The 22417-nt window shown below is 53.6% G+C and carries 19 protein-coding genes; 9 read left to right on the top strand and 10 right to left on the bottom strand.

Annotated elements, in window-relative coordinates; translation table 11 throughout:
- The first annotated feature begins 76 nt into the window (after positions 1 to 76).
- Genes thiC through FJ146_01070 form a run of 6 tightly spaced genes read left to right on the top strand, consistent with a single transcriptional unit; the run spans position 77 to position 6479 of the window.
- Entirely contained in the window at positions 77 to 1894 is a 1818-nt protein-coding gene (thiC, locus tag FJ146_01095) for a phosphomethylpyrimidine synthase ThiC (GenBank protein ID MBM4250550.1), read from the top strand.
- Positions 1891 to 3006 carry an FAD-dependent oxidoreductase gene (locus FJ146_01090; GenBank protein ID MBM4250549.1) on the top strand — a complete coding sequence of 372 codons (1116 nt, stop codon included), beginning with the start codon at positions 1891 to 1893 and terminating at the stop codon, positions 3004 to 3006. Before thiC ends, FJ146_01090 begins: the two co-directional genes overlap by 4 nt.
- Positions 2997 to 3197, top strand: a complete 201-nt coding sequence (gene thiS, locus FJ146_01085; protein ID MBM4250548.1) for a sulfur carrier protein ThiS — start codon at positions 2997 to 2999, stop codon at positions 3195 to 3197. Before FJ146_01090 ends, thiS begins: the two co-directional genes overlap by 10 nt.
- Before the next feature lie 16 nt (positions 3198 to 3213).
- Positions 3214 to 4032, top strand: a complete 819-nt coding sequence (locus FJ146_01080) for a thiazole synthase (protein ID MBM4250547.1) — start codon at positions 3214 to 3216, stop codon at positions 4030 to 4032.
- Positions 4033 to 4047: 15 nt separating this feature from the next.
- Positions 4048 to 5550 carry a phosphomethylpyrimidine kinase gene (locus FJ146_01075; GenBank protein MBM4250546.1) on the top strand — a complete coding sequence of 501 codons (1503 nt, stop codon included), beginning with the start codon at positions 4048 to 4050 and terminating at the stop codon, positions 5548 to 5550.
- Positions 5547 to 6479 (top strand): histone deacetylase, encoded by a 933-nt coding sequence (locus tag FJ146_01070; protein MBM4250545.1) that lies wholly within the window; start codon positions 5547 to 5549, stop codon positions 6477 to 6479. The genes FJ146_01075 and FJ146_01070 overlap by 4 nt, the downstream gene beginning before the upstream one ends.
- An 8-nt stretch (positions 6480 to 6487) precedes the next feature.
- On the opposite strand, the gene FJ146_01065 is transcribed toward FJ146_01070, so the two are convergent.
- From FJ146_01065 to FJ146_01050, 4 genes are all read right to left on the bottom strand, one after another.
- A complete protein-coding gene (locus FJ146_01065) occupies positions 6488 to 7078 on the bottom strand; it encodes a hypothetical protein (protein ID MBM4250544.1) in 591 nt (196 codons plus the stop codon).
- 49 nt (positions 7079 to 7127) lie between these two features.
- Positions 7128 to 7862: a 16S rRNA (uracil(1498)-N(3))-methyltransferase gene (locus tag FJ146_01060; GenBank protein ID MBM4250543.1), complete on the bottom strand. Its 735-nt coding sequence runs from the start codon at positions 7860 to 7862 to the stop codon at positions 7128 to 7130.
- A gap of 13 nt (positions 7863 to 7875) precedes the next feature.
- Entirely contained in the window at positions 7876 to 8817 is a 942-nt protein-coding gene (locus FJ146_01055) for a 50S ribosomal protein L11 methyltransferase (protein ID MBM4250542.1), read from the bottom strand.
- Positions 8818 to 8977: 160 nt separating this feature from the next.
- Positions 8978 to 9520 carry a hypothetical protein gene (locus FJ146_01050; GenBank protein MBM4250541.1) on the bottom strand — a complete coding sequence of 181 codons (543 nt, stop codon included), beginning with the start codon at positions 9518 to 9520 and terminating at the stop codon, positions 8978 to 8980.
- Between the two features lie 270 nt (positions 9521 to 9790).
- On the opposite strand from FJ146_01050, the gene FJ146_01045 reads away from it, so the two are divergent.
- Positions 9791 to 10393: a hypothetical protein gene (locus FJ146_01045; protein MBM4250540.1), complete on the top strand. Its 603-nt coding sequence runs from the start codon at positions 9791 to 9793 to the stop codon at positions 10391 to 10393.
- Complete coding sequence (locus tag FJ146_01040) at positions 10393 to 11736, top strand: YihY family inner membrane protein (GenBank protein ID MBM4250539.1); 1344 nt, start codon at positions 10393 to 10395, stop codon at positions 11734 to 11736. The genes FJ146_01045 and FJ146_01040 overlap by 1 nt, the downstream gene beginning before the upstream one ends.
- Before the next feature lie 88 nt (positions 11737 to 11824).
- On the opposite strand, the gene FJ146_01035 is transcribed toward FJ146_01040, so the two are convergent.
- Genes FJ146_01035 through FJ146_01025 form a run of 3 tightly spaced genes read right to left on the bottom strand, consistent with a single transcriptional unit; the run spans position 11825 to position 13281 of the window.
- Positions 11825 to 12748, bottom strand: coding sequence for a HipA domain-containing protein (locus FJ146_01035; protein MBM4250538.1), 924 nt, complete (start codon positions 12746 to 12748; stop codon positions 11825 to 11827).
- Positions 12741 to 13058, bottom strand: coding sequence for a toxin HipA (locus tag FJ146_01030; GenBank protein ID MBM4250537.1), 318 nt, complete (start codon positions 13056 to 13058; stop codon positions 12741 to 12743). Before FJ146_01030 ends, FJ146_01035 begins: the two co-directional genes overlap by 8 nt.
- Positions 13024 to 13281, bottom strand: coding sequence for a helix-turn-helix domain-containing protein (locus tag FJ146_01025; protein MBM4250536.1), 258 nt, complete (start codon positions 13279 to 13281; stop codon positions 13024 to 13026). Before FJ146_01025 ends, FJ146_01030 begins: the two co-directional genes overlap by 35 nt.
- A 410-nt stretch (positions 13282 to 13691) precedes the next feature.
- On the opposite strand from FJ146_01025, the gene FJ146_01020 reads away from it, so the two are divergent.
- Positions 13692 to 17813, top strand: coding sequence for a hypothetical protein (locus FJ146_01020; protein MBM4250535.1), 4122 nt, complete (start codon positions 13692 to 13694; stop codon positions 17811 to 17813).
- Positions 17814 to 17844: 31 nt separating this feature from the next.
- On the opposite strand, the gene FJ146_01015 is transcribed toward FJ146_01020, so the two are convergent.
- The 3 genes from FJ146_01015 to FJ146_01005 form a co-directional block, all read right to left on the bottom strand.
- Positions 17845 to 19971 carry a hypothetical protein gene (locus FJ146_01015; protein MBM4250534.1) on the bottom strand — a complete coding sequence of 709 codons (2127 nt, stop codon included), beginning with the start codon at positions 19969 to 19971 and terminating at the stop codon, positions 17845 to 17847.
- A gap of 125 nt (positions 19972 to 20096) precedes the next feature.
- A complete protein-coding gene (locus FJ146_01010; GenBank protein MBM4250533.1) occupies positions 20097 to 21584 on the bottom strand; it encodes a HAMP domain-containing protein in 1488 nt (495 codons plus the stop codon).
- Positions 21574 to 22302: a response regulator transcription factor gene (locus FJ146_01005; protein MBM4250532.1), complete on the bottom strand. Its 729-nt coding sequence runs from the start codon at positions 22300 to 22302 to the stop codon at positions 21574 to 21576. Before FJ146_01005 ends, FJ146_01010 begins: the two co-directional genes overlap by 11 nt.
- Positions 22303 to 22417: the final 115 nt, after the last annotated feature.

Here is a 22417-nt window from a genome sequence, read left to right as displayed (position 1 = left end):
AGACCTAGCAGCTTTACTCGGGAATTGCTTCGTGCTAGCCATATCCATCGCCGTCACTATAGAGAGGGACCTTACGATGCACCATGGCGATCCCAGAACCACAAGTCCTACCCCGACCACTGTTAATCCTGAGATTAAATACACCCCGTGTACCGGGCCACTGCCTGGATCCAGCAAGATCTATGTCGCGGGTGAGCTATTTCCGAGCCTTCGCGTGCCGATGAGAGCGATTGCGGTTGGAGCTAAAACCGCTGGAGCTCCCGAGGACGATGGTCTTGTCGTAGTGTACGACACAAGCGGCCCTTACTCTGACGATACCCTGCAGGTAGACATCACCAAAGGCCTTGAGGCGCTGCGCGAGGACTGGATCAGCGATCGCGGCGACACCGAGTTATACGCCCCTACCGCACCTAAGTTGCAGCCACGTGGCGACCTGTCGACCGAGCAGTTCCCAGGCCTAAAACGCGTGCCCAGACGAGCTGCCTACGGCCGCAATGTGACGCAGATGCATTATGCGCGGCGCGGCATCATCACCCCTGAAATGGAATACGTGGCGGTTCGTGAGAACGAACGGCGCCGCAGCCTTGACCTAAAGGCGGCCGAACGTGAACGTGACCAGCGCCTCGCGGGCAAAAGTTACGGCGCCTCGATCCCAAGTGTCATCACGCCAGAATTCGTCCGCGAGGAGATTGCGCGAGGACGCGCCATTATCCCAGCTAATATCAACCATCCTGAGATCGAGCCGATGATTATCGGCCGCAACTTCCTCGTCAAGATCAATGCCAACATCGGTAACTCGGCCGTCAGCTCTGGGATTCAGGAAGAAGTGGAAAAACTCGTGTGGGCCACCCGCTGGGGTGCTGACACGGTGATGGATCTATCGACTGGACGAAATATTCATGTGACGCGGGATTGGATCATCCGCAACTCACCAGTGCCGATCGGCACCGTACCGCTTTATCAGGCCTTCGAAAAGGTCAACGGGCGCATCGAAGACCTCACGTGGGAGGTATACCGCGACACCCTTATTGAGCAGGCCGAACAGGGAGTCGACTACTTCACTATTCACGCTGGAGTTCTCAGAGATTTCATCCCACTCACTAAAAATCGCGTGACGGGTATCGTGTCACGCGGTGGCTCGATCATGGCGCAGTGGTGCCACCATCACGGCCAAGAGAATTTCCTCTATACGCGCTTTGAAGACATCTGCGCCATCATGAAGGCCTACGATGTCTCCTTTTCGCTCGGCGACGGACTGCGTCCCGGCTCAACCGCCGACGCTAACGATGAGGCGCAATTTGCTGAGCTCAAAGCACTGGGACAACTAACCGAGATCGCTTGGCGTCATGATGTGCAGGTCATGATTGAAGGACCAGGCCATGTGCCCATGCACATGGTGCAGGAGAACGTGGAGCTGCAAATCAAACACTGTCACGAGGCTCCGTTTTACACGCTGGGGCCGTTGGTGACCGATATCGCGCCTGGATACGATCACATCACGAGTGCAATCGGCGCTGCGATGATCGGCTGGTTTGGCACGGCACTGCTTTGCTATGTCACCCCCAAAGAACACCTAGGGCTGCCCAATAGAGACGATGTCAAAGCCGGTATCATCGCCTACAAGATTGCTGCGCATGCGGCCGATTTAGCTAAGGGTCATCCGGGCGCCCGGCGACGCGACGACGCTCTGTCACGCGCGCGGTTTTCGTTCCGCTGGGAGGACCAATTCAATCTAGCCCTGGATCCAGAGACTGCGCGGCGTTATCACGATGAAACACTGCCGCAGAAGCACGCCAAATCGGCTCATTTCTGCTCCATGTGTGGTCCCAAATTCTGTTCGATGCGGATCAGCCAGGATTTGGCTAAAGCTGCAAGTGCGGAGGGACACGAGTGAGTCAGCGAGCAGCCGTCGTTGGTGCTGGCGTGCTAGGACGACTCCTAGCTTTGCAGCTCCACCGATGCGGCTGGGATGTGACCATCTACGATCGGGTGGGATGGGACAGCCGGGCTGCTTGCAGCTTTGCTGCGGCCGGTCTACTGACGCCGGCACTCGAAGCTGTCCACAATACAGAGCCGCGCATATTTGCCCTAGGTATGCAGTCAACTGATTTGTGGCATGAGCTACTTCAGGTGCATCATATAAACACCACTAGGGTTAGGCGCGGCACGCTCCATGTCGCTCACTCGGGCGACACGGCTCTGCTCGCAGAACTTCAGCAAAAGTTAACGCGGCGTTTCCCAGCGGCGGAGCCGCGCCTTCTAGATTACGCGCATCTTTGTGTGGTGGAACCAGCATTCGCCGCGGCATCTTTTCGCCAAGCTCTGTACCTACCCCACGATGGGTACATCTTGAATCACGAGGTACTTGCCGGGCTGAGATGCGCCATCGAACAGAGTGCAATCACCTGCCGCATGCCTCTTGCAGTTACGGAGCTTCAGGCCGATCGTATTGGTGTCGGCAAGGAAAAATCTGAGACCTACGACCGCGTCTTCGACTGTCGCGGTTTTAACGCTCAGACTGATGTCAAAGATCTGCGCGGCGTGCGTGGAGAGCTCGTCGAGGTGATCGCTCCTGAGGTTAATTTGCAGCACGCCGTACATTTGGTGCACGGACGTTACCCGATCTATATAGTGCCGCGCGGGGACAATCGTTACGCTATTGGTGCGACGCAGATCGAGAGTGAGAGTCTTGCACCGGTGAGCGTGAAATCGGCGATGGAGCTACTCTCCGCCGCTTACAGCGTCCATCCAGGATTTCGCTACGCTAACATCGAAAACTTGGTTACCAATTGCCGACCCGCCCTCAGCGACAACTTACCTCGCCTCATGATTGACGACGGGGTTTGGCGACTCAATGGACTATTCCGCTACGGGTTTTTGATGGCGCCCCTGCTGGTCGCAGTAACATTGAAAACACTAAGAGATGAGCCCTTGAGTGAAAATGAGCTACGTCTTGTTACGCGAGAGGGGATAAAAGATTGGGAACGAGATCCGCAATGGAACTAAGAATTAACGGCAACACATGTCAGATAGACACTGTCGATAACGTCGACCACTTACTCGCGCAACTAGGATACCAACAAAACTTTGTCGCAGTCGCCATCAACAAGACCTGCGTCAAACGATCCGAATTTGGCGCGCATCCCGTAAATGCTGGCGACGACATTGAAATTCTAGCCCCTATGGCAGGTGGCTAAGTGAGGTAAGTGGCACATGTGGCACATCGGCGATACAAAACTAAACAGCCGCCTACTTTTGGGTACCTCGCGATATCCATCAGCACAAAGTTTGCAGCAAGCTATCACGGCATCAGGCTGCGAGATCATCACTGTATCGCTGCGTCGTGAAAGTGCCGATAAGCAGAGCGGCCAAAAATTCTGGAGTTATCTGCGCGAGCTACCCGTGCGGATCCTTCCTAATACCGCGGGTTGTTATCAGGTGCAAGAAGCTGTAACGACAGCCCATATGGCGCGTGATCTCTTCGACACCAATTGGATTAAGCTCGAGGTGATCGGCGATGATTACACCTTGCAGCCTGATCCATTCGGTTTGGTGGAGGCTGCTACCATCCTTTGTCGCGAGGGATTCGAGGTGTTTCCCTACACTACGGATGACCTGATTTTGGCTCAGAGGCTCGTTGATGTCGGATGCCGCGTCCTCATGCCGTGGGCCTCACCGATAGGCTCAGGATTGGGGCTGACGAATCCGCGTGCCATCAAGACACTACGCGCGCGGTTTCCCGATATACCGCTGATTATCGACGCTGGGCTCGGCAAGCCCTCCGACGCGACTCAGGCTTTAGAGCTAGGCTGTGATGCCGTGCTCTTAAATACCGCAGTCGCCATGGCCGACGAGCCAGCAAAAATGGCAAGCGCCTTTGCTCATGCCGTGACCGCGGGGCGCCTCGCTTACCAAGCCGGCATGATAGCGCCACGTGAATTTGCCGTGCCCTCGACCCCAGTGCTGGGACGTGCGTTTACTGGCGGCGATGATACCCAAGCGTCTGTCCCGTCGTCATCAACCCTGAGGTAAGTGAGGTAACTCGTGATGAAACTAGTCTGGATCATTGCCGGTTCTGATCCGAGTGGGGCGGCGGGTTGCCAGCGGGATCTCATCACCGTCTCTGAGCACGGCGTTCATGCCTGTACGGTCGTGACGGCGACGACGGCTCAAAACTTTACCCAGTGGTCCGATGCTCACATGGTCGATCCGGCTATCGTTGAAGCTCAGCTGCAGTCGCTGGCTAGTCCAACCATGCCCAAACCAGCGGCCATCAAAATAGGAATGCTAGGCTCCGCAGCAAATGTTTCCAAGGTGGCTGAGTACATCACCAAAGATCGCTCTGTAGATCGTACGTTTGTCATACTCGATCCTCTCGTCAAAGCCACTAGTGGTGGTGCACTAAGCGACGACGACAACATAACGGCGATGAAGACCAAGCTTTTGCCTCGTGTTGATTTACTAACACCAAACGTTGATGAAGCAGTCTCACTCACCGGTAGTCAGATTAATGGCCCCGAAGACTTACCGGCAATTGCCGCAAAGCTACTAGCCCTGGGCGCGCGCCGGGTCCTTATCAAAGGCGGCCATCTCGCGAGCGCCTTGTGTCATGATTACTACGCCGATACAGCGAGTCAATATTGGCTCACCACCGATCGTCTACCGCATGGCGCGCGTGGCACCGGCTGTGCCCTAGCATCGGCAGTTACCGCGCGCATTGCTGAGGGCTGTGAGATTCACGACGCTCTAGTTGCTGCACGTATTTATGTAAATCGCAAGATGCGGTCCGCTATCGATACAGAGACCGGCGTACGTCTCCTTGGTTTAGGAACTACCGATGTGGACCCTAGCGATCTACCGTCAAGGTCCGAGACTCTTCCACTTGCTAGACCGTTGAGCTTTCCACCCTGTGGTCCGGAACCGCTTGGATTTTACCCGGTGGTCGATACGTTTTCTTGGGTGAAACGACTGGTTGACTGCGGCACATCAACCATACAGCTACGCATCAAGGATCTTGAGGGGTCCGCGCTCATACAGCAGATCAAACAGGCCGTCGACTATTGCCGCGTCCGCAATGTCAGATTATTTATTAACGATCATTGGCGTGAGGCCATAGAACTTAAGGCTTACGGTGTTCATCTCGGTCAGGAGGACCTAGGGACGGCTGATCTAGCTGCGATTGCCAGTGCGGGTCTGCGACTAGGTATTAGCACGCACAGCCTTAGTGAAGCAGCCGTAGCCAAAGGTGTAAATCCATCTTATATCGCTCTGGGACCGATATTTCCTACGACATGCAAATCACTGCGTTTTGGACCGCACGGCCTGGGTAAAATCAAAACTTGGCGTTCTATGTTTGAACAACCCTTGGTAGCCATCGGTGGACTCAAGGCTGAACACGTACGAGAGGCAATGAGGCTAGGTGCCTCAGGTGTGGCCGTCATCGCAGACGTAGTCCATGCTTCCAACCCAGACGAGCGAGCATATCAATGGCTCGAGGCTGCGGGTCAACGGAAGTCGCTTAAATCTCACGCGGAGCTAAGCTCAATATGACGACGTTATTTACTCATCATCGGTTTCGTGACCACAACACTGGCCAACACCCTGAGAGCGCTCATCGACTCGTCAGTATCGACAAAGAGCTCGAGACCGGTGGCTGGCTTGAGAAGTGCCGCCGCGGCAACGTGGCAAATATTAGTTTAGAGCAGCTTGCCACCGTGCATAGCCCTGAGCAGATTCAAGCAGCTAGAACGCTCGCCGCCAAAGGCGGGGGCAAACTCGATGCTGATACGGTGGTGTCACCTGATTCATTCGACGTCGCGCTCATGGCCGCCGGTACAGCCACGGCAGCTGTGGATGTCGTCATGTCCGGACAGGATAAGCACGCCGTATGCTTGATGCGTCCTCCAGGACACCACGCAACGGCCGCCACGAGTATGGGCTTTTGCCTGTTTAATAACGTCGCCCTCGCTGCTAGACACGCTCAGGCTAAACACGGCGCGCATCGCGTTCTCATCGTCGATTGGGATGTCCATCATGGCAACGGCACGCAGGACATCTTTTATGAAGATCCTTCGGTCTATTTTTATAGTATCCACCGCTACCCATTTTATCCAGGTACTGGTGACAGCAGTGAAACCGGTACCGGCAAAGGACTCGGCACGACGCTTAATGTGCCCGTAAGTTTTGGCACTGCCCGTTCCGAATACTTAGAACTGTTTAGTCGTGGGCTCGAGAAGGCCATCGCCGCCGCTAAGCCTGATCTTGTGATCATTAGCGCCGGCTTTGATGCCCACATGGATGACCCTGTCGGGAATCTCGGACTCGCGAGTGAGGACTTTGCCGTCCTAACGCGGAAGGTCATGGATGCTGCAAAAGTCCACGGCGGTGGACGCATCGTTAGCTGTCTTGAAGGCGGCTATAATATCGATGCACTTGCGGAGTCCGTCGCCGTCCACATCGCCACGCTGACGCAAGGCTAACGACAGATTCAGCCGAGCTTGGCAGCTAACTTATTAAGCTTCTCGACCAGCTCCGTCATGCGGTCATTGTCGCGCAGCTTGATGGGGTGCGGCTTTTTGCCCTCGCCCAGCTCATCGAGAAAGCGATACACCGCAACCATGGTGCCGGCGCGCTGATCTACGGCCATACGCTCGGCCACGCTGTTGAGCTTGTCGGCTAAGTCTTTAAGTTGATCAGATTCGCGCAGCTGAATCGGCTGGGGCACACTACCGGCAAGCACCTCGTCCAGATATCTATGAATGGAGACCAGTGGTCCGTAGATCTGATGTGTGAATCGTACCGATACCAGTATCGTCGTGAGTACGAACAGGACGATTAAGCTAGCGCAGCTAATGAGCGGTACGGCAAACTTCTTCATCGTCACGACGCTCTCGCCGTCGGATAGTTTGAAGTAGACTGAGACCGCTTCATAAACGTCGTAAAGGTAGTAGCCAAAGACACCAAATATCAGGACTGCAAAGACAAAATTCACAAGAAGGACCACAAGTCCAAGCCGCACCTGCTTGTAAGGCTCGACAAACCACGACGCAAACCCCCGTCGCCGCCCTTGATTACCCATGTGTGCAACGCTCCAACCATAATGTGCTAGATGACTAGCGCCTATGGTATCACAGTTGTCGGCGATGTAACTCTAGGCAGGTGACAGCCGCCACTGCGGCAGTCACTGCGCGCAAAATGCTACTGCCAAGCTGCACTCCTGTGACCTGAGCCTCATTGAGTGCGGCCTCTTCCCTGGGATCGAAGCCTTTTTCACCGCCAACGATGGCCAATACGTGGCTTGTGCCACAAGCTTGCAGGGCCTTAGGCATGAGCAATGTGGCGGCCGGGTCCAAATAGAAACGGGCCACATCTGCGCCATTTAACCCTGCCGTGGCAGTCAGCAGTGCGTCGACTGATTCATGTTCCTCAACAGAGGGGAGCCAAGGCCTCTTGCATTGTTTAATTGACTGGACGAGGATGCGGTGCCAACGCTCATGAACCTTGGGGCCTAGGCGACTTTTTGCGACACCGTACTGTCCAAAGACATGGATACGGTCGACCCCTAGCTCGCAGAGCATGGGCAATATCTCATCAACAGTACCGTGACGCAGCGCCCCTACTGCCAGCTCTAGCCTGATAATCGGTGGCGCCACCTGATGAGACTGCGAAACCCGGATCGTTACCTCGCGACTGGTCACAGCCGTCACAGTTCCACTGATCCACCGGCCGCCACCATCGGTGACTTCCACGATCTCATCTATGGCAAGACGCAATACTTTGGCAAAATGATGTGCTTCGTCCCCAGTAAGCACCCATTCGGTCTCACTCTGCGCCTTGCCTAAAAATCTATAGGTATGCGACATCGCCAAAATCTCCTCAGCGACGCTGAGGCTGAGACATCACAATGCAGCCCCAGCCCGCCAAGTCAGTCTGCCTGACCGGGGCAAGGCCCACGCGGCACCCGGCAGCGATAACCTCATCAGCCTCTTCGGTGAGTAATCCGCTGAAGACAATCTTGCCACCTGGTGCAATTGCTGCCGCTAGCTGCGGCATTAGTCTGATAATGACGACGGCAAGGATATTGGCCAATACGAGATCAAAGGTCTCACCGTCAGGAAGACTCCCCAACATAAAGTCGGTAGCTACGCCGTTTACCTGGGCGTTAGTCTTAGAGGCCAGTATGGCGTCATCCTCGATATCGGTGCCGAGGCAGCGACCGTAGCCCAATTTCTTAGCGCCAATCAGGAGAATGCCTGTGCCGCACCCGACGTCCAATACCGAGCGCTGAGCCACCTTGGTGCCCAGCTCCTGAAAATCAGCCCCCACTTGCTCCAGGCAAAGCCTGGTGGTGGCGTGCTGTCCAGTCCCGAAGGCCATGCCGGGCTCGATCACGAGATCGATAAGACCAGGACGCGGCGCTGGTGTCGTGATCCACGGGGGACGCACATAAAATACTTCGGTAGCGAAAGGCTGAAAGCTCTCCTTCCACCCCTCCATCCAGAGCTCCGTCTCCATGGTGTTGAGCGCCGTTTCAATTTGCGCGCCAAAGGCATGCTCGAGTTTGATACGCAAGTCATCCAGCGATTCACGGCTATAACGGTATACAGACAGCGGCGTTTGATCCCCACCGAGCTCGGTGTAGTAGTCCCGTGGCGGCTCATCTTGGTTCTGATTGATGTCGACAGCAAGCTCACCCTCGACAAAGGACTCGACGCCATTAAGTAGCAACCAGTCGATCATGCGTTCCTTGCATTTCACTGCAGCAGGAGTTTCGCCGACGAAGTTAACGCGGAGTTCATAGGTGTGCTGTGGATGCATGCGCCAGATCCTTACAATACAATGGGATGTGGGACCGATACGCTCAGCGGACCGGCCCAAGTGCCGCCGCTTTCTCCCAGTTTTCTGGCCAAGTTGCAAGTACTGCCATTGTCACTGTGCAGCTCAACCCTGACCAGCTACGCCGACACAGCCGTTTTGCTTAGCCATGGCGTATAGTTACATGAAAATGACCGCGCCAGGGGAAGCCCAAGATTTGCGTCTCCGCCGGCGAACTATCGATGCTTACGATACGAGGGCCGTAGCGTTCCGTTACATACCGATGCACGCCCACCACAAGGACTCCGCCCCCGGGGCCGCTATGAAGGCCACGACCGGTCACTATCTTAAACGTCACGGGACCGGATGCGCGCCCCAGCACGGCAGAGATCATGTAATCCAGATGACGAAATGCAGCCTCAAGAGTGAGCCCGTGCAGATCTATCGTTTTGTCACCTGGGCCTTTACCGGTCTTTGGTCCATCCGTTGCGCTCACTTTTTTACCGTCAGCTTCTTTGCCGCGGCGTGGCATCAGCTCGCCACTCTCAATGTGAGCTAAAAACACTTGGTCAGCCGTAGCAAAATCCTCAAATTCCACCGTCGGCAATTGACGGACACCAGACTTGTTTGTCCCGTGTTTTTGGCTTTGGTGTTTTGATTTTTTTTTGCTCACACGAAAGATCCATTTTGTAGGTGCTGGATACATTATTAGAGCGTCATGCAACGAAGATCTGCCACAAGAAAAAAATTGCCAGCACGCGGTTGACAAATAAAAGGCATCCGTACACACTCATTTCCTCATCCTTGATGTGTACCGGATTTGGGTCTGCGTCATGGGGATTAATGGTCTCAGTTCCTGGCTAGCCTCCCGCTCGGAAGTCGCATGGCAAGGAATGGCTTATCCCTGTGTTATCAACACCTTATCCACATCCTCCTATTTTACCCAACACCCTGAAAACATTGAGATATTCACCATATGACGATTGCATCTCCACACCTAGACGAGTTGATGACGCTTGGCCGGTCTAAGAGCTTTCTCGGGCGCGAGTTTCTTACCTGGCTATGGTACTTAGCCGAGACTATGAAGGAGCGTCTGAGACTTGAGGTTGCAGGTCAAAATGTGGAGATCGACCTGTGGGTCGACGACCGCCTTGTGCTCGAGGGCAACGCGGCGATGAGTCATCAGAACGTCATGAAGGGTGGCGACCCAAGCCACAGCCAGGAGGCTTCGGCGTCTCTGGCCACCGGTAAGACCGTACGCGAGATGAAGCTCGGCCTGCGCGTTAAAGACGGCGGTGAGTATTCAGCCGTGCTTGGCTGCGACGACCTGAGTCCACGCTCTCTCAAGCTACCGACACCGGAGCCTCAGGAGGGACAGGACGGAGAGCCCAAGGCAGTAGCCTTGCCACTTGCCGATCGCCTCCAGGCGACAACAACCTTTGTCGGGATCCTTGATGCACTGTTTGATCGTTTCCGCTCAGCGCGCGTAGATCCGGAGTGGGACCGCACGGTGGTGAAGGAGATGCGCGCCTGGATTAAACGGCGACAAGGCAAGCAAGGTTCTGATATTCTGCACTAATGCAGAAATACATCGACGTAGTTCATCGCTATCTCCCTGAGAGTATCCGGTCGCGTTCCCATGTAGGTCGGATTTTTATCCAGGATATTGTCCGCTGCGACCTCACCAAGCAGGCGAGCGCCATGGCCTACGTGACGCTGCTGTCGCTGGTACCATCGCTGGTAGCCATTTTTTGCGTGCTCTCGCTATTTACGCCACTACTGGGCAAAGGCTCGAGCCTCATCGATCAAGCCCGCGAATTCATCCTCGAGAATCTTGCCTCAGACAGCGGCGAGGCTGCGGTGAGTTATCTCGATCGCATGATCAGCAAGATCAGTCTTGCTACTATAGGTTGGTCCAGCTTTGCCAGCGTGCTAGTCACGCTGATTCTGCTGCTGCGTCAGGTTGAAGAGGCCTTGAATAGGATCTGGTTGGTCCGCAAGGGCCGCAACGTCTTCATCCGCTTTATGTACTTCTGGACCTTTTTAACGTTAGGCATGGTGATTGTGGCGATTGGTGTGGGGGTCACGGCAAGCCTGAGCTTTCCTGCACTATTCTCCTCCACTTCGAGCGTGAGTATCGGACCCATGGCATGGATCATCGGTCGATTCACGGAATTACTCGGCAGTTTCATCTTCTTCTTTTTCCTCTATAAGATCGGTCCTAACTGTGCTGTTGGCACGAAGAACGCAGCGCTGGGTGCTTTGGTCGCCGGGACTGCCCTGCAGATCAGTGGGTGGCTGTACGGCATCTATGTACGCGACGCCAAGAACTACCAAACGCTCTACGGTGCGTTGGCTCAGGTGCCGATCTTCCTGGTTTGGTTGTACATAGGGTGGATCATCATTCTGATTGGTGCACTGGTGAGTTGGCGCCTGCAAGAGGGTTTCCCCGTGCAGGGTGAGGAAGAGGCTTTAGACCAGAGTAAATCGCCCGTTGAGCAGCTCCGCAACATGCAGTTCAAAGCTGCGTTGCCCTGGGTATCACTGCTGGCTATTCATCAGCAGTTTGCCGCGGGCAGTGGCAAGGGTCTGAGCGGCCAAGATCTAGCCCACAAGATGCGACTCCCAGCAAGCTGGGTGACCGAGGCCCTCGATGCTCTGCAGTCACTTGGCTACGTCGTGGCTGGTAAGACGCAAGGATCGGTCTCGTCGGGAGCACCGCAAGTGACTGATCCCTATTTCCCAACCGCTCCCGCCACCAACCTAAAAGTCACGCAAGTGACGCAGGATCTCAGTAGTCCGATGGAGCAGTGGCTAGAAAACTGGCACTACGATATGCCCATCAATCTGCGCAAAGCGATCCATCTCATCGGCCGCGATCACGGCGCAGCGACCATGAGCGATATTCTGCAGGCGATATGACTCCCGCTGGGCGGGGCCACGACTCCAGAACTGTCTCGACTGTTTGAGGACACGGTCAGCATATCAAAAAGTGCCCTCCTACTTTTAATTAAGTGATTTGGAGCATGGTGGCTCGCGCGTTCACTAGTGCCTTGTATTTTTCGCGATAAGCTGCCGACAGAAAGCTTTTTTCGATCCAATCATAAAATACAGGAAGTGCCCGACTAAATCTCTGCATATGGTCATCTATGACCTTTTGCCCCAGTCCTAGCCGCCCAAGTCCATAATACTCAAGTAACAGTTTCCTGGTAATCCCGCGCTTTTTGCCATTAAGTGGCAGTGCTAGTTCTTCTGGATCTCTGAGCACTATAGAGGAATTTACAAAGTCGTATACCGGCGAAAGGCGGACGATATCGTCTCTGGTGATGAGGGAGAAATTCTTAAGGTGCATGTCCTCGTTACCAATCAGATAGCTAAATATCGTTCTTTTGAAGAGCTCTGACTTTTCAACGACGGGAAATGTACAAAACTTTTCGATCAAACCTACAAGTCGCTCCATGCTGTAGGCGTATTTAGTCTCGCGATTCGCACCGGCTAGTTGCGCAAAGTCTTCGGTAGCAATTTTGTTATGACCAAGGCGATCAAACCGCTCGATGAAGTAAACCATGGATTGGTCATGAGCGTAGATTAGTCCATGAACTGGGACGTCGAATCCGACGACCTCCGCAAGGTGCATGGTGAGATCTTCGTTCTCTGGTAATTCCGGATAATCAGCCTGAGGCTTCAGGATAAATTTGCCTTTGGCGTCGACGATCTCAAATGATTCCGTTCTGATGTTGAGTTTGGCACTGAGTTTTGGTTGGACTCCCTGAATGGATAGTCTAGTGGCCCTAAGCATGGCCTCCTGGCGCAGTCCGTTGGTGTCAAGCGGAAGATCTTTGAGGTTTGAGAGTTTGGCCGAAATTTTTTTAAGGCCTTCTGCAGAAAACTTATTCGATCCGCACTCCGCGTAAGTGATTGGGCACTTATTCATCATCTAGTCCCTCAACCGACACTGCTCCAACTAAGTCAGCCCCTACCGTAATGAGTTGCTGCATGTAGTCATCCTTGTCTAGTTTCCCCTGTCTGAGTAGACCAAGGAGCTGAATACCTTCAGGCAGTAAACCGTCAAAAAACGGAGGAAACCTATCGTAGTCGAAATTTCTCTCTACGACTGGCATAGTCAGAGAAACAGGTGGTCCTTGGTAAGCATCGTGATAACAAAAACGGTAAGACCTACCTTTGACGATCTCCTCGAGTATACCGGCCTCAGTCTTGTGAACGAACACTCGCGCGCGCTTCATGTTTCAGTTCCTCGTAGGCGTTCATGATAGGGCTGGTCAGTTTGACGGAGATGTTTAGTACGTTGAGCACCTTTTGCAGGGTATCGATACGAGTGCTTTTAGTCCGATGTTCAAGATCGTAGACCGCAGCCTTACCTATGCCCGCCAGCTGGGCTAGCTGTGCTTGCGTGAGGCCGCTTTTTTTGCGGTGAAAGCGGATGATGTCGCCTAAGTCGTTGAGCATTTGCCATTCCATTTTACTGCTATAGCAGTAAATTTACCCACATAAGATCCAGTATAGCTGATTTTTGACAAAAGTGCGCACTTTTTTACTGCTATAGCAGTAAAAATAATCAATCATTACAAGCCAGGCTTTTCGCACTTCCATTGACCGTACCCACCTGAAATTTGCCGCAAACAATACACCCAACCCGCTGAACCTACTGCCATTTTAGACCGCAATTTTTACGCCTCAAGATTTCCCCCGTCCTGCCGAAGGAAGTTCTAAAGATGGCGGGGTGTTAAGGACTCATTCCCGAGTACCAAACGCCCTTCAAGAGCAAGGGAGGGGGAGACCGGTTGCGCTCCAAACTGAGAAGGATGACACGACGGCTAAACGCAGCAGCACTCGCTTGCTGCGTCTGGAGTCTCGTCATGTCGTCTCAGCTCACCTACGGCGATACGCCGACTTTTCCCCTCAGCTATGCAGCTAGACTCACACAAGCTAACGGTGCGCCACTCGATGGACCAGTCGCCATCGAGGCCAAGTTTTTCGTCACTGACTCCGGTGGATCCCCGCGGGGAAGGGTCTTTAGTTTTAGCGAAATCCCACTGTCTCAAGGTGTGCTCACGCTCAACCTCGACCTTACAGCCGCGGATATCGAGAGTATTTTCGGTGACGGTGCGCAGCCGGTTTATATAGAACTGACTGCCGCAGGTAAGACCTATCCGCGGCAGAAGTTTAGTTTCGTGCCCTACGCCATGCGCGTACCTGTAGACGAAAAAACCATCGCTTTTAACGGCGATGGCAAGCTTTCGCTCGTAACCACTGGTACCAGTGGTGCCGGTAAATTCCTTACCTCAGATGGCAGCGGTAAATTAGCCTGGTCCATCCCACCAACGATTACCGAGCAGGACATTAAACCTACGGCGACGCCGACTTTTGCTGGTCTCAAGCTTAGTGGCGATCTCAAAATCTTTGCCGCTCAGACTTTAGGACTCGGGATCTTCGACAACTCTACAGAGGCAGCATTAATCGCGACGCTCAACGCTAGCGGCACAGGCTCAGCGGATCTAGGTAAAACCTGGTACAACTCCAGCACCAACCAGATCAAATTCTGGGACGGCACCCAAGCAAGGTCCCTAGGCGTATCTGGCTCAGGACTTTCCGCCCTAAACGGTCAGACTGGCAACAGTCAGTCCTTTGCGGTCAGTAACACCGGAACTGCGCCAGCGATAAACTCAAGCGCCAATATCCACACGCTCAGTATCCCTCTGGCATCAGCGGGTGCGACAGTAACAGCTGGTCTGATTTCTAACGCTGATTACCTAAGCTTTAGCAGTAAACAAACAGCTGGTAGTTATATGAGTAGCCTCACTGGTGACGTGACGGCTTCAGGTCCGGGCAGCGCTCAGGCGACGTTGTCTAATACAGGCGTAGCTGCTGGCACATACACGAAGATCGTGACGGATGCGAAGGGACGTGTTTTCGTGGGCGCCACTCTAACGGCCAGCGATATCCCGCCGCTAACAGCATCGAGCATCACTAGCGGTGTGTTGCCAAGCAGTAACGGCGGTACTGGGGTTAGTTCCACGGCCACGTTTCCAACAAGCGGTGTCGTAGTCACGCAGAGTGCAGCAGAAACACTGAGCAACAAAACTCTGAACTCCCCGGTGTTCAGCGCGGGTACCATCAACGGGGCTTCGTTAATATCAGGTACAACGGTCATGTATACGAGCGGTAACGTTACTGCTGCTAATGGCACATTTAATGGCGACCTCACAGTGCGTGGTGACGGCGTGACTAGCAAAAAGCTAGTCATAAACGACAGTACAAACAATCAATCTCTAGCCCTAAAAGCTCCCGATAATTTATCAGCTTCTACCGTATGGACTTTGCCGAGTAGCGATGGCACCAACGGTCAGACTTTAGTCACCAACGGATCCGGTCAACTCTCGTGGACCTCTGGTCTGGCACCAACGGGTGCCGCTGGTGGCGATCTCACCGGTAACTTCCCCAATCCTGCACTCACTATGACTGGTGTAGCAGCGGGCACGTATACGAAGGTGACGACAGACGCGAAGGGACGGATATATTCAGGCGCCACACTCACAGTCAGCGATATTCCACCGCTACCAGCGTCGAGTGTCACCAGTGGCGTCATCCCAGTCGCCAACGGCGGTACAGGCGCATCGAGCTTTGCCAATAACGGTGTCGTTCTTGGCAACAGCGGCGGCAATCTCCTCTCGACCGCTGCAGGCACCGCCTTCCAGAGCTTAGTGGTGCCTAGTAACGGTGGCACGCCGTCTTTTGGTGCCATTAATTTAGCGCAGACGGCAGCCGTGACTGGATTACTACCTACGTCCGCCGGTGGCACTGGTATCAACTCGACTGCGACGTTCCCAACTTCAGGCGTGATCGTGACACAAACTGCCGCGGAAACGCTGAGTAATAAAACACTCGCCTCACCGATTGTCAGTGCAGCGACTGTGACAGGTGCTTCGCTCATAGCGGGCTCGACTGTCATTGATACTTTAGGGAGCGTCACCGCATCCACAGGCTCATTTAACGGCGATCTCACGCTGCGCGGTGACGGTGTGACCGGTAAAAAGTTAGTGATACACGACAGTACAAACAGTCAGTCTCTAGCCCTAAAAGCTCCCGATAATTTATCGGCTTCTACTGTATGGACTCTGCCAAGTAGCGATGGCACCAACGGCCAGACTTTAGTCACCGACGGATCAGGGCAACTCTCGTGGACCTCTGGTCTAGCTCCAACTGGTGCCGCTGGTGGCGATCTCACAGGTAACTTCCCGAGTCCCACGCTCACCGCGACTGGTGTAGTAGCAGGTACCTATACGAAGGTGGCCACCGACGCGAAAGGCCGTCTCTATCATGGTGGCGCGCTTGTCGTCGCAGATATTCCGTCGCTTCCTGCCTCCATCATCACGACTGGCAATTTACCCGTTAGTAACGGTGGTACCGGTGCGACTAATTTCACAACTAATGGCGTCTTGCTTGGTAATGGTGGCAGCAATATCCTCTCCACCGCTGCAGGCACCGCCTATCAGAGCTTAGTCGTGCCAAGTAATGGTGGCACACCATCCTTTGGCGCCATTAATTTAGCGCAGACGGCAGCTGTCACTGGGGTACTGCCATCTTCTGCTGGAGGTACGGGTGTTAACTCATCAGCGACCTTTCCCACGAGTGGTGTGGTGGTGACACAAACTGCGAATGAAACCTTAAGCAATAAGACCCTTGCCTCCCCCATCATCTCAGCAGCAACGATAAACGGCGCCTCTATGATTACAACCACTGGTGATATGTCCGGTGGTAGCGGTTTCTTTAGCGGTAGCGTGGGTATTGGGACCACGGCGCCAACCAGCCAACTGGATGTCATCGGGTCAGGTAACCAGGACGTCAGAGTCAGAAGCAATTCGCTCACGGGTAGTTGGGCTGGTGTGGTATTGGAAAACGCCAGTGGCGTGTACACACACTATTTTGCAAATGAGAATGAGGGTGGTGTGGGAACTAATACTGCTCACGCCTTCAGCTTGCGTACTCAGGCGCAAGACAGATTGACAGTATCAAGTGCAGGGAACATCGGAATTGGGACTACGGCGCCCCTTGAAAAAGTATTCATTCAGTCCGGTAACATTGGCATATCCAGTGCTAACGCAACCGGATCGAGTGGGTGGACTCACGGAGGCATCGTTTGGCACGGATACAATCGTGGCGCTTCAAATAATTCAGCTGCAATTTATTCTGGCTCAACGACTTGGGATGACCAAGGCTATCTTTCTTTTCAAACTTCGGGCGATGCAGCCAATGCAGTTGAGCGCATGAGAATTACCGAAACAGGCAACGTCGGGATAGGGACTTCTGTCGCGGCCAACAAACTTGATATTAGCTCGTTGGGTAATTATGCCAGTATTGAAAACGGTGGACATCCGTTCCAAATTGCAACTGGATCGACCTCGTCTGACTACGCGTTGTTTATGGGCGCCGATAAATCTAATGGGCTTTCCTACATACAATCCGTGAACATCAACACCAATAAAAAAACGCTAGCTTTGAACCCACAAGGCGGCAACGTAGGCATCGCAACATCGTCCCCTGCCGCCACTCTAGATGTGATTGGTAACGCACGTATCTCAGGTGGCCTTGGAGACATTATCTCTTCCACACAGCCAGCTAGTCGCTTTTATGCGCCGGGCACCGGCTGGTATTACACAGGTGAGTATCTAACTATTACAGTGCCCGCAGGTCCGGCTCGTCGTTACCGCATCACCAATCGGCAAATGGCGATGCAATCAAACACAGGCCAATTTGTTATGACTCTGAGTACTAGCAGCACTTCCCTAAATTCGACCTTTTACTACCCTTATCAAGTCGCCGTCGGGGGGTATTGGAGCACCATACATGCTGATACCTATGTAACCTTAAATGGTGGGACCACGACTACTTATTATGTCTGGATGTCCTTCAGTTCTACGGGAGGGGCAGTGGCGAGTGAAAATCGTGCATACTGTGATCTCTTCGCAGTGCAGATGTGAGGCTAGCGTCACTTAATCCCGACAGCCATTCTTAATACACCCGCGTCAGCACCAAAACCCGCACCGTCGATGTCGGCTTAGTCTCGCTGAGCGGCACGGTCACAACAGTACCGGTTACACTAAACTTATCCGTCTTAACGCCGTCGACAAAGACTTGGGCAAAGGCATTGGGTGGTAGAGGACTAGCTAACGCAAATACGCTGCTGTGCTCCTCGACAACTTTATATTTAAAGGTGATCGATCTCAGGTCATCCGCATTGCAGTGAAAGGAAATCATATCCTGTGAGACATCAACATTTTCAACACACTGATCTGGACTGCTGTCCGCGCTGACCTCAACCTCACCCGCGAGTGGTGCATCCGGCAACCTATAGCTAAGGGGCGTACTGCGATCAGCATAGCTGTAGTCAATCGTGACCTTACGCCCGTCGACCACATCACCAGCCAAAAACACGAGGTTATCGGCCTCGCGGGTCACCGTTAGCGCGGCACCGGTGACATCGTCGATGGCTTTAAAGGACCGTGGTTGAGCTCCGGACGGATGCACAAAGCCCTTGTATAGGAGCTGCTTGGAGTCAATACCCCTATAAGATACGGTGATCTCGCGGTCATCACCGGGCGGTACGGCAAATTCAATACTTTGGTTAGTTTCGTCATAGACAAAGTCTTGGGTCTCAACACCATCTACCGTGACTGTGAGGGGACCGTCGTCTTTAGCAATATTTCCGAGCTGAAATCTGCGACTAAGGCCGTCTCCCGCCTTATAACTCACTACTATATGGGCATAGCTAGGCGGCGTTTCGACAAAGCTGATCTCCCTAGTCCCAGGGTTGAAACTAAATTGGTTAGGATCTAGTGGTTGACCGTTAACTTCAACCGATAGAGTCGCTAGGTCTGGCGTCGCTGCAACCTGCACGGAGTTAAAGATAGGCACGGGATCGTGACGGTACGAGATATGAAGATTGGTTTGCGTGGGGGACACGTTAGTGAGGATGAGTACCGACCCTTCGATACGGTAATCACTCGTGGCCATGCCATCGATGGTGACCACGACTGAGTCCGGAATCGGTACATGCGGCAACTGAAAATGGCGACGCACCGTCCGCGCTGCATCTGTCGCGATGGCACGTAAGGTGTCCCGGTAGTTACTCTGGCAAATGCTGCCACCGAAGCCACCGACTAGGCCTATGAGTTCCAAGATACGGTTAGCTGGTCTTTGAGCATTACTGTAGCACTGCACATCGCTCGGGCTCCAGGTGAGTGCATAAACTTTAGACGACGATGCCTCGCGTCGCGGTGGTAGTAGCAAGCTGGCTAAGTCTTGCGGCCTCTGCCCAACCGCACAAAGTTCACTGGTCGAGTCTTTGGGACGCGTCGGGATCCCAGTGATTGGATCTACCGGTTCAGGGCAGTAGCTATCTTCATCCGTCACAAATAGCACGCCCAGCATCGCGTTGGGTCGCATCCACTGATTCGATCCGTAGGCACAAGTGCCGGTCAAATGTTTGTAGGTGTTGAGAATACTCTCTTCATAGTCTGATCCGCGGGCACCGATATTTAGAATCGTATTGAGGAATTTGCTACTCGCATCAGGATCACCCTTCACTAGGGGCTGACCACCAGGTAGACCATCGGTACCGTATAGCTGACACCCGTCGCCATGCGTTAGGACTGGATTACTAGGATTATCCGACGTGATGATGCCGATGCGCCAATCGACGTCGCCTAGTTGATCGATAAAGTCGCGCATACCCTCGGCGAGCATCGCCTGCACCGCCGCCATCGAGCTTGAATTATCGACGACAACTAGAAGATCTAGCTCCTCCGTAGACGTGATCGGATAGTCCTTGATCGTCACTGAGCCCGGATGTCCCTGCGTAAAGAACTCAGTCTTTGTGGCGCGGCTATCTTGCCTAAACTTTATCAACTCTGGCGACTTCTGCCGTAGCGCAAGAGACTCACGAACCGTGCCGAATGCAGGCTTATAGGTCACCTCATGGTCTCCGATGACGCCTGCACCAAATACTTGCTCACTAAGGACGATCGCTGCTTTGGCATCTATAGAGTTACCCGCGAACTGAGCCTCTCTCTGATTACAAGACAATAGCACTAAGCCGCCGATTAATACCCCAGCGGCTCTAAGTTGGAGCAACGTCACTTTACACCTCACGCTCACTGCTAGCCTCGCCCTCAAGTATAGATTGATCACACGAAGTGCGGCCGGTGTGATGGTCACCTACCTACTAGAGTTTCGGGCAGAGCTAGGCAAACTTGAGCGGTTTTTTAGGCTAGCGATGGTTGAGATTTGCCGACCTGAGGTTTGGTAAAATTAAGACGATTGATCTCAAGGCGCGACTTTTCAGTAAATTGCTGCGGAATCCTCACGGTAAAGGTCGCTCCGGATCCTGTCTTAGAAGTTACCGAAATTTGACCATTATGTAGCTTAACTAGTGCCATGGCCAAACTGAGTCCTATCCCCGTGCCACCAGCTGCACGGTTGCGGGCTGTATCTGCACGGTAAAACGGATCAAAGATGTAAGGTAGAGACTCCTCAGGTATACCCTCGCCCCTGTCAGTGACGATAAAAACCATCTCCTTACTGTCTGCCGTGATCGTAAAATCAACCACGTTGTCGGGAGCAGAATGTTTAGCCGCGTTAAGTAGAATGTTTTTGAGTGCCAGCGTTAAGTAACCCGGATTGGCACTAAAGTCACCGTGAAACTGGAGATTAGTCCGCAGCGTGACGCTACGCTTTTCGTAAACCGGATACACCGCTTGCGCGAGATCTGCCACGAAATCGACTGCTCTCAACTCCATCCATGTCATCGCTACAGCGCGACTCTCGGCCCGCGCTAGTAGCAACAGGTCCTCGATGATGCCGGTCATGTTGGTGGCTTCGGACATGATCGTTTTTAGAGACGATCGGTAATCCTCTGCCGTGCGCTCACGGCGTAGCGCTAGCTCCGCCTCGCCACGCAGCACTGCCAAAGGAGTTCGCAGCTCGTGGGAAACATCACCAGTGAAACGCCGCAGCCTTTTGAAGGCGTCCTCAAGGCGATCGAGCATTTCGTTGAACGTTTGGGCTAGTTGCCGCAATTCATCCTTGGCTTGAGGTAGAGGCAATCTCACACTTAGATCGTCACTACCTAAGCGCTTGGCCGCCTCACTCATTTCGGTCACAGGCATCAAGGAACGCTTAGCCAGAAGGTAACCAAATACCATCGACAATATGACGCCAAGCGGCAGCGACGTCCAAAGCACCCAGGCAATCTCTTTTAACGTATGGAACGTAGAATCTAGCGTGGCGCCGACCTGAATGAACTCACCCGTAAAACGACCGTAGCGCATCACGGGCAAGGTCACTTGCCTGAGCGGAGCATCGGTAGCCCGTCGTGGTGGAAAGGTCTCCAGGGTCTCAAGCCCACGCTCGGCCCGATAGAGTGCTTTATGTGTCACCGGCAAGCTCACGCGCAAATCGGTCTTGACGCTGATCTTACCTGAGAGATCGACCAGCTGCGCGTAAGGCTGAATGTGCTTCTCACCAAAAAATTGATTAAGAAAGCGCTCCATGATTGGCGGACTAAAACCACGAACAAAACGGGCGTCTCTGATTGACTGGGCTGAAACTATCAGCGACGCATCAACCGAGCGCAATAGATTATGCTCGACGATTCGGTAGAGTCCAAATCCGACACAGAGGAATAGCAGGGCCATCCAAATGGCATGGCCCAGAGCTAACCTCAGCCTCACTGGAATACGGTCAAGAAACATGCGTCACATTTTCTACCGCAACTGATGGCACCACTTTAGCTTGACTGACAGGCAAATCTAACATGTAGCCATGACCGCGCACCGTCTTAATGAGTGCATGCTCAAACGGTCTGTCCACCTTATTACGGAGGTAACCGATATAAACATCAACGACATTAGACGTGGGCTCAAAGTTCATGTCCCATACGTGCTCACTTAGCTGCGTCCGACTCAGCACCGTGCCTGCATGGCGCGCCAGATACTCAAGCAACGCATACTCCTTAGCCGTGAGTTGCAGCACCTGACCATCCCGCGTCACTTCCTTACGGCTCGGATCGATGCGCAAAGGTCCAGCCTCGATCATCGAGGCAGGCTCACCACTCGGGCGCCTCAATAGCGCACGCACCCGTGCCAACAACTCGTCCAGATTGAACGGCTTGGTCAGGTAATCGTCGGCCCCCTGATCGAGTCCCTTAACCACGTCCTCCTTGGCATCGCGAGCGGTTAAGATCAGGACAGGCGTGGTCAGACCACCGTCACGCAGCGTTTTCAGGACTTCCATCCCGTTCTTGCGCGGCAACATGAGGTCTAGAATGATGAGATCATAAGGATTTTCAAACGCGAGCCACTCCGCCTCTTGCCCATCAGGAGCATGGTCAACCGCATACGATTCCTCCCGGAGCGTACGGAGCAGGATACTTGCCAAGGGAGCATCGTCTTCGACCACGAGGATTCTCATATCGTCCCCCCAATTCTTAGCACTTTATGCTAATCGCAAGACCATCATGATTGATAGTCGGCTGTAAACTAATATAAGTCTGGTTAAATTAGAAGAGGATGAGGATTCTCACTCT

This window comes from Deltaproteobacteria bacterium, assembly GCA_016874735.1.
Taxonomy (GTDB): domain Bacteria; phylum Bdellovibrionota_B; class Oligoflexia; order Oligoflexales; family CAIYRB01; genus CAIYRB01.
This window is presented reverse-complemented; position numbering and strand designations above follow the sequence as displayed.

What these genes read in the sequence shown, in the direction of transcription:
- thiC (MBM4250550.1), top strand. Translation starts at nt 77, where the DNA reads ATGCACCATGGCGATCCCAGAACCACAAGTCCTACCCCGACCACTGTT.
- thiS (MBM4250548.1), top strand. Translation starts at nt 2,997, where the DNA reads ATGGAACTAAGAATTAACGGCAACACATGTCAGATAGACACTGTCGAT.
- FJ146_01080 (MBM4250547.1), top strand. Translation starts at nt 3,214, where the DNA reads ATGTGGCACATCGGCGATACAAAACTAAACAGCCGCCTACTTTTGGGT.
- FJ146_01075 (MBM4250546.1), top strand. Translation starts at nt 4,048, where the DNA reads ATGAAACTAGTCTGGATCATTGCCGGTTCTGATCCGAGTGGGGCGGCG.
- FJ146_01070 (MBM4250545.1), top strand. Translation starts at nt 5,547, where the DNA reads ATGACGACGTTATTTACTCATCATCGGTTTCGTGACCACAACACTGGC.
- FJ146_01065 (MBM4250544.1), bottom strand. Translation starts at nt 7,078, where the DNA reads ATGGGTAATCAAGGGCGGCGACGGGGGTTTGCGTCGTGGTTTGTCGAG.
- FJ146_01060 (MBM4250543.1), bottom strand. Translation starts at nt 7,862, where the DNA reads ATGTCGCATACCTATAGATTTTTAGGCAAGGCGCAGAGTGAGACCGAA.
- FJ146_01055 (MBM4250542.1), bottom strand. Translation starts at nt 8,817, where the DNA reads ATGCATCCACAGCACACCTATGAACTCCGCGTTAACTTCGTCGGCGAA.
- FJ146_01050 (MBM4250541.1), bottom strand. Translation starts at nt 9,520, where the DNA reads ATGTATCCAGCACCTACAAAATGGATCTTTCGTGTGAGCAAAAAAAAA.
- FJ146_01045 (MBM4250540.1), top strand. Translation starts at nt 9,791, where the DNA reads ATGACGATTGCATCTCCACACCTAGACGAGTTGATGACGCTTGGCCGG.
- FJ146_01040 (MBM4250539.1), top strand. Translation starts at nt 10,393, where the DNA reads ATGCAGAAATACATCGACGTAGTTCATCGCTATCTCCCTGAGAGTATC.
- FJ146_01035 (MBM4250538.1), bottom strand. Translation starts at nt 12,748, where the DNA reads ATGAATAAGTGCCCAATCACTTACGCGGAGTGCGGATCGAATAAGTTT.
- FJ146_01030 (MBM4250537.1), bottom strand. Translation starts at nt 13,058, where the DNA reads ATGAAGCGCGCGCGAGTGTTCGTTCACAAGACTGAGGCCGGTATACTC.
- FJ146_01025 (MBM4250536.1), bottom strand. Translation starts at nt 13,281, where the DNA reads ATGCTCAACGACTTAGGCGACATCATCCGCTTTCACCGCAAAAAAAGC.
- FJ146_01020 (MBM4250535.1), top strand. Translation starts at nt 13,692, where the DNA reads ATGTCGTCTCAGCTCACCTACGGCGATACGCCGACTTTTCCCCTCAGC.
- FJ146_01010 (MBM4250533.1), bottom strand. Translation starts at nt 21,584, where the DNA reads ATGTTTCTTGACCGTATTCCAGTGAGGCTGAGGTTAGCTCTGGGCCAT.
- FJ146_01005 (MBM4250532.1), bottom strand. Translation starts at nt 22,302, where the DNA reads ATGAGAATCCTCGTGGTCGAAGACGATGCTCCCTTGGCAAGTATCCTG.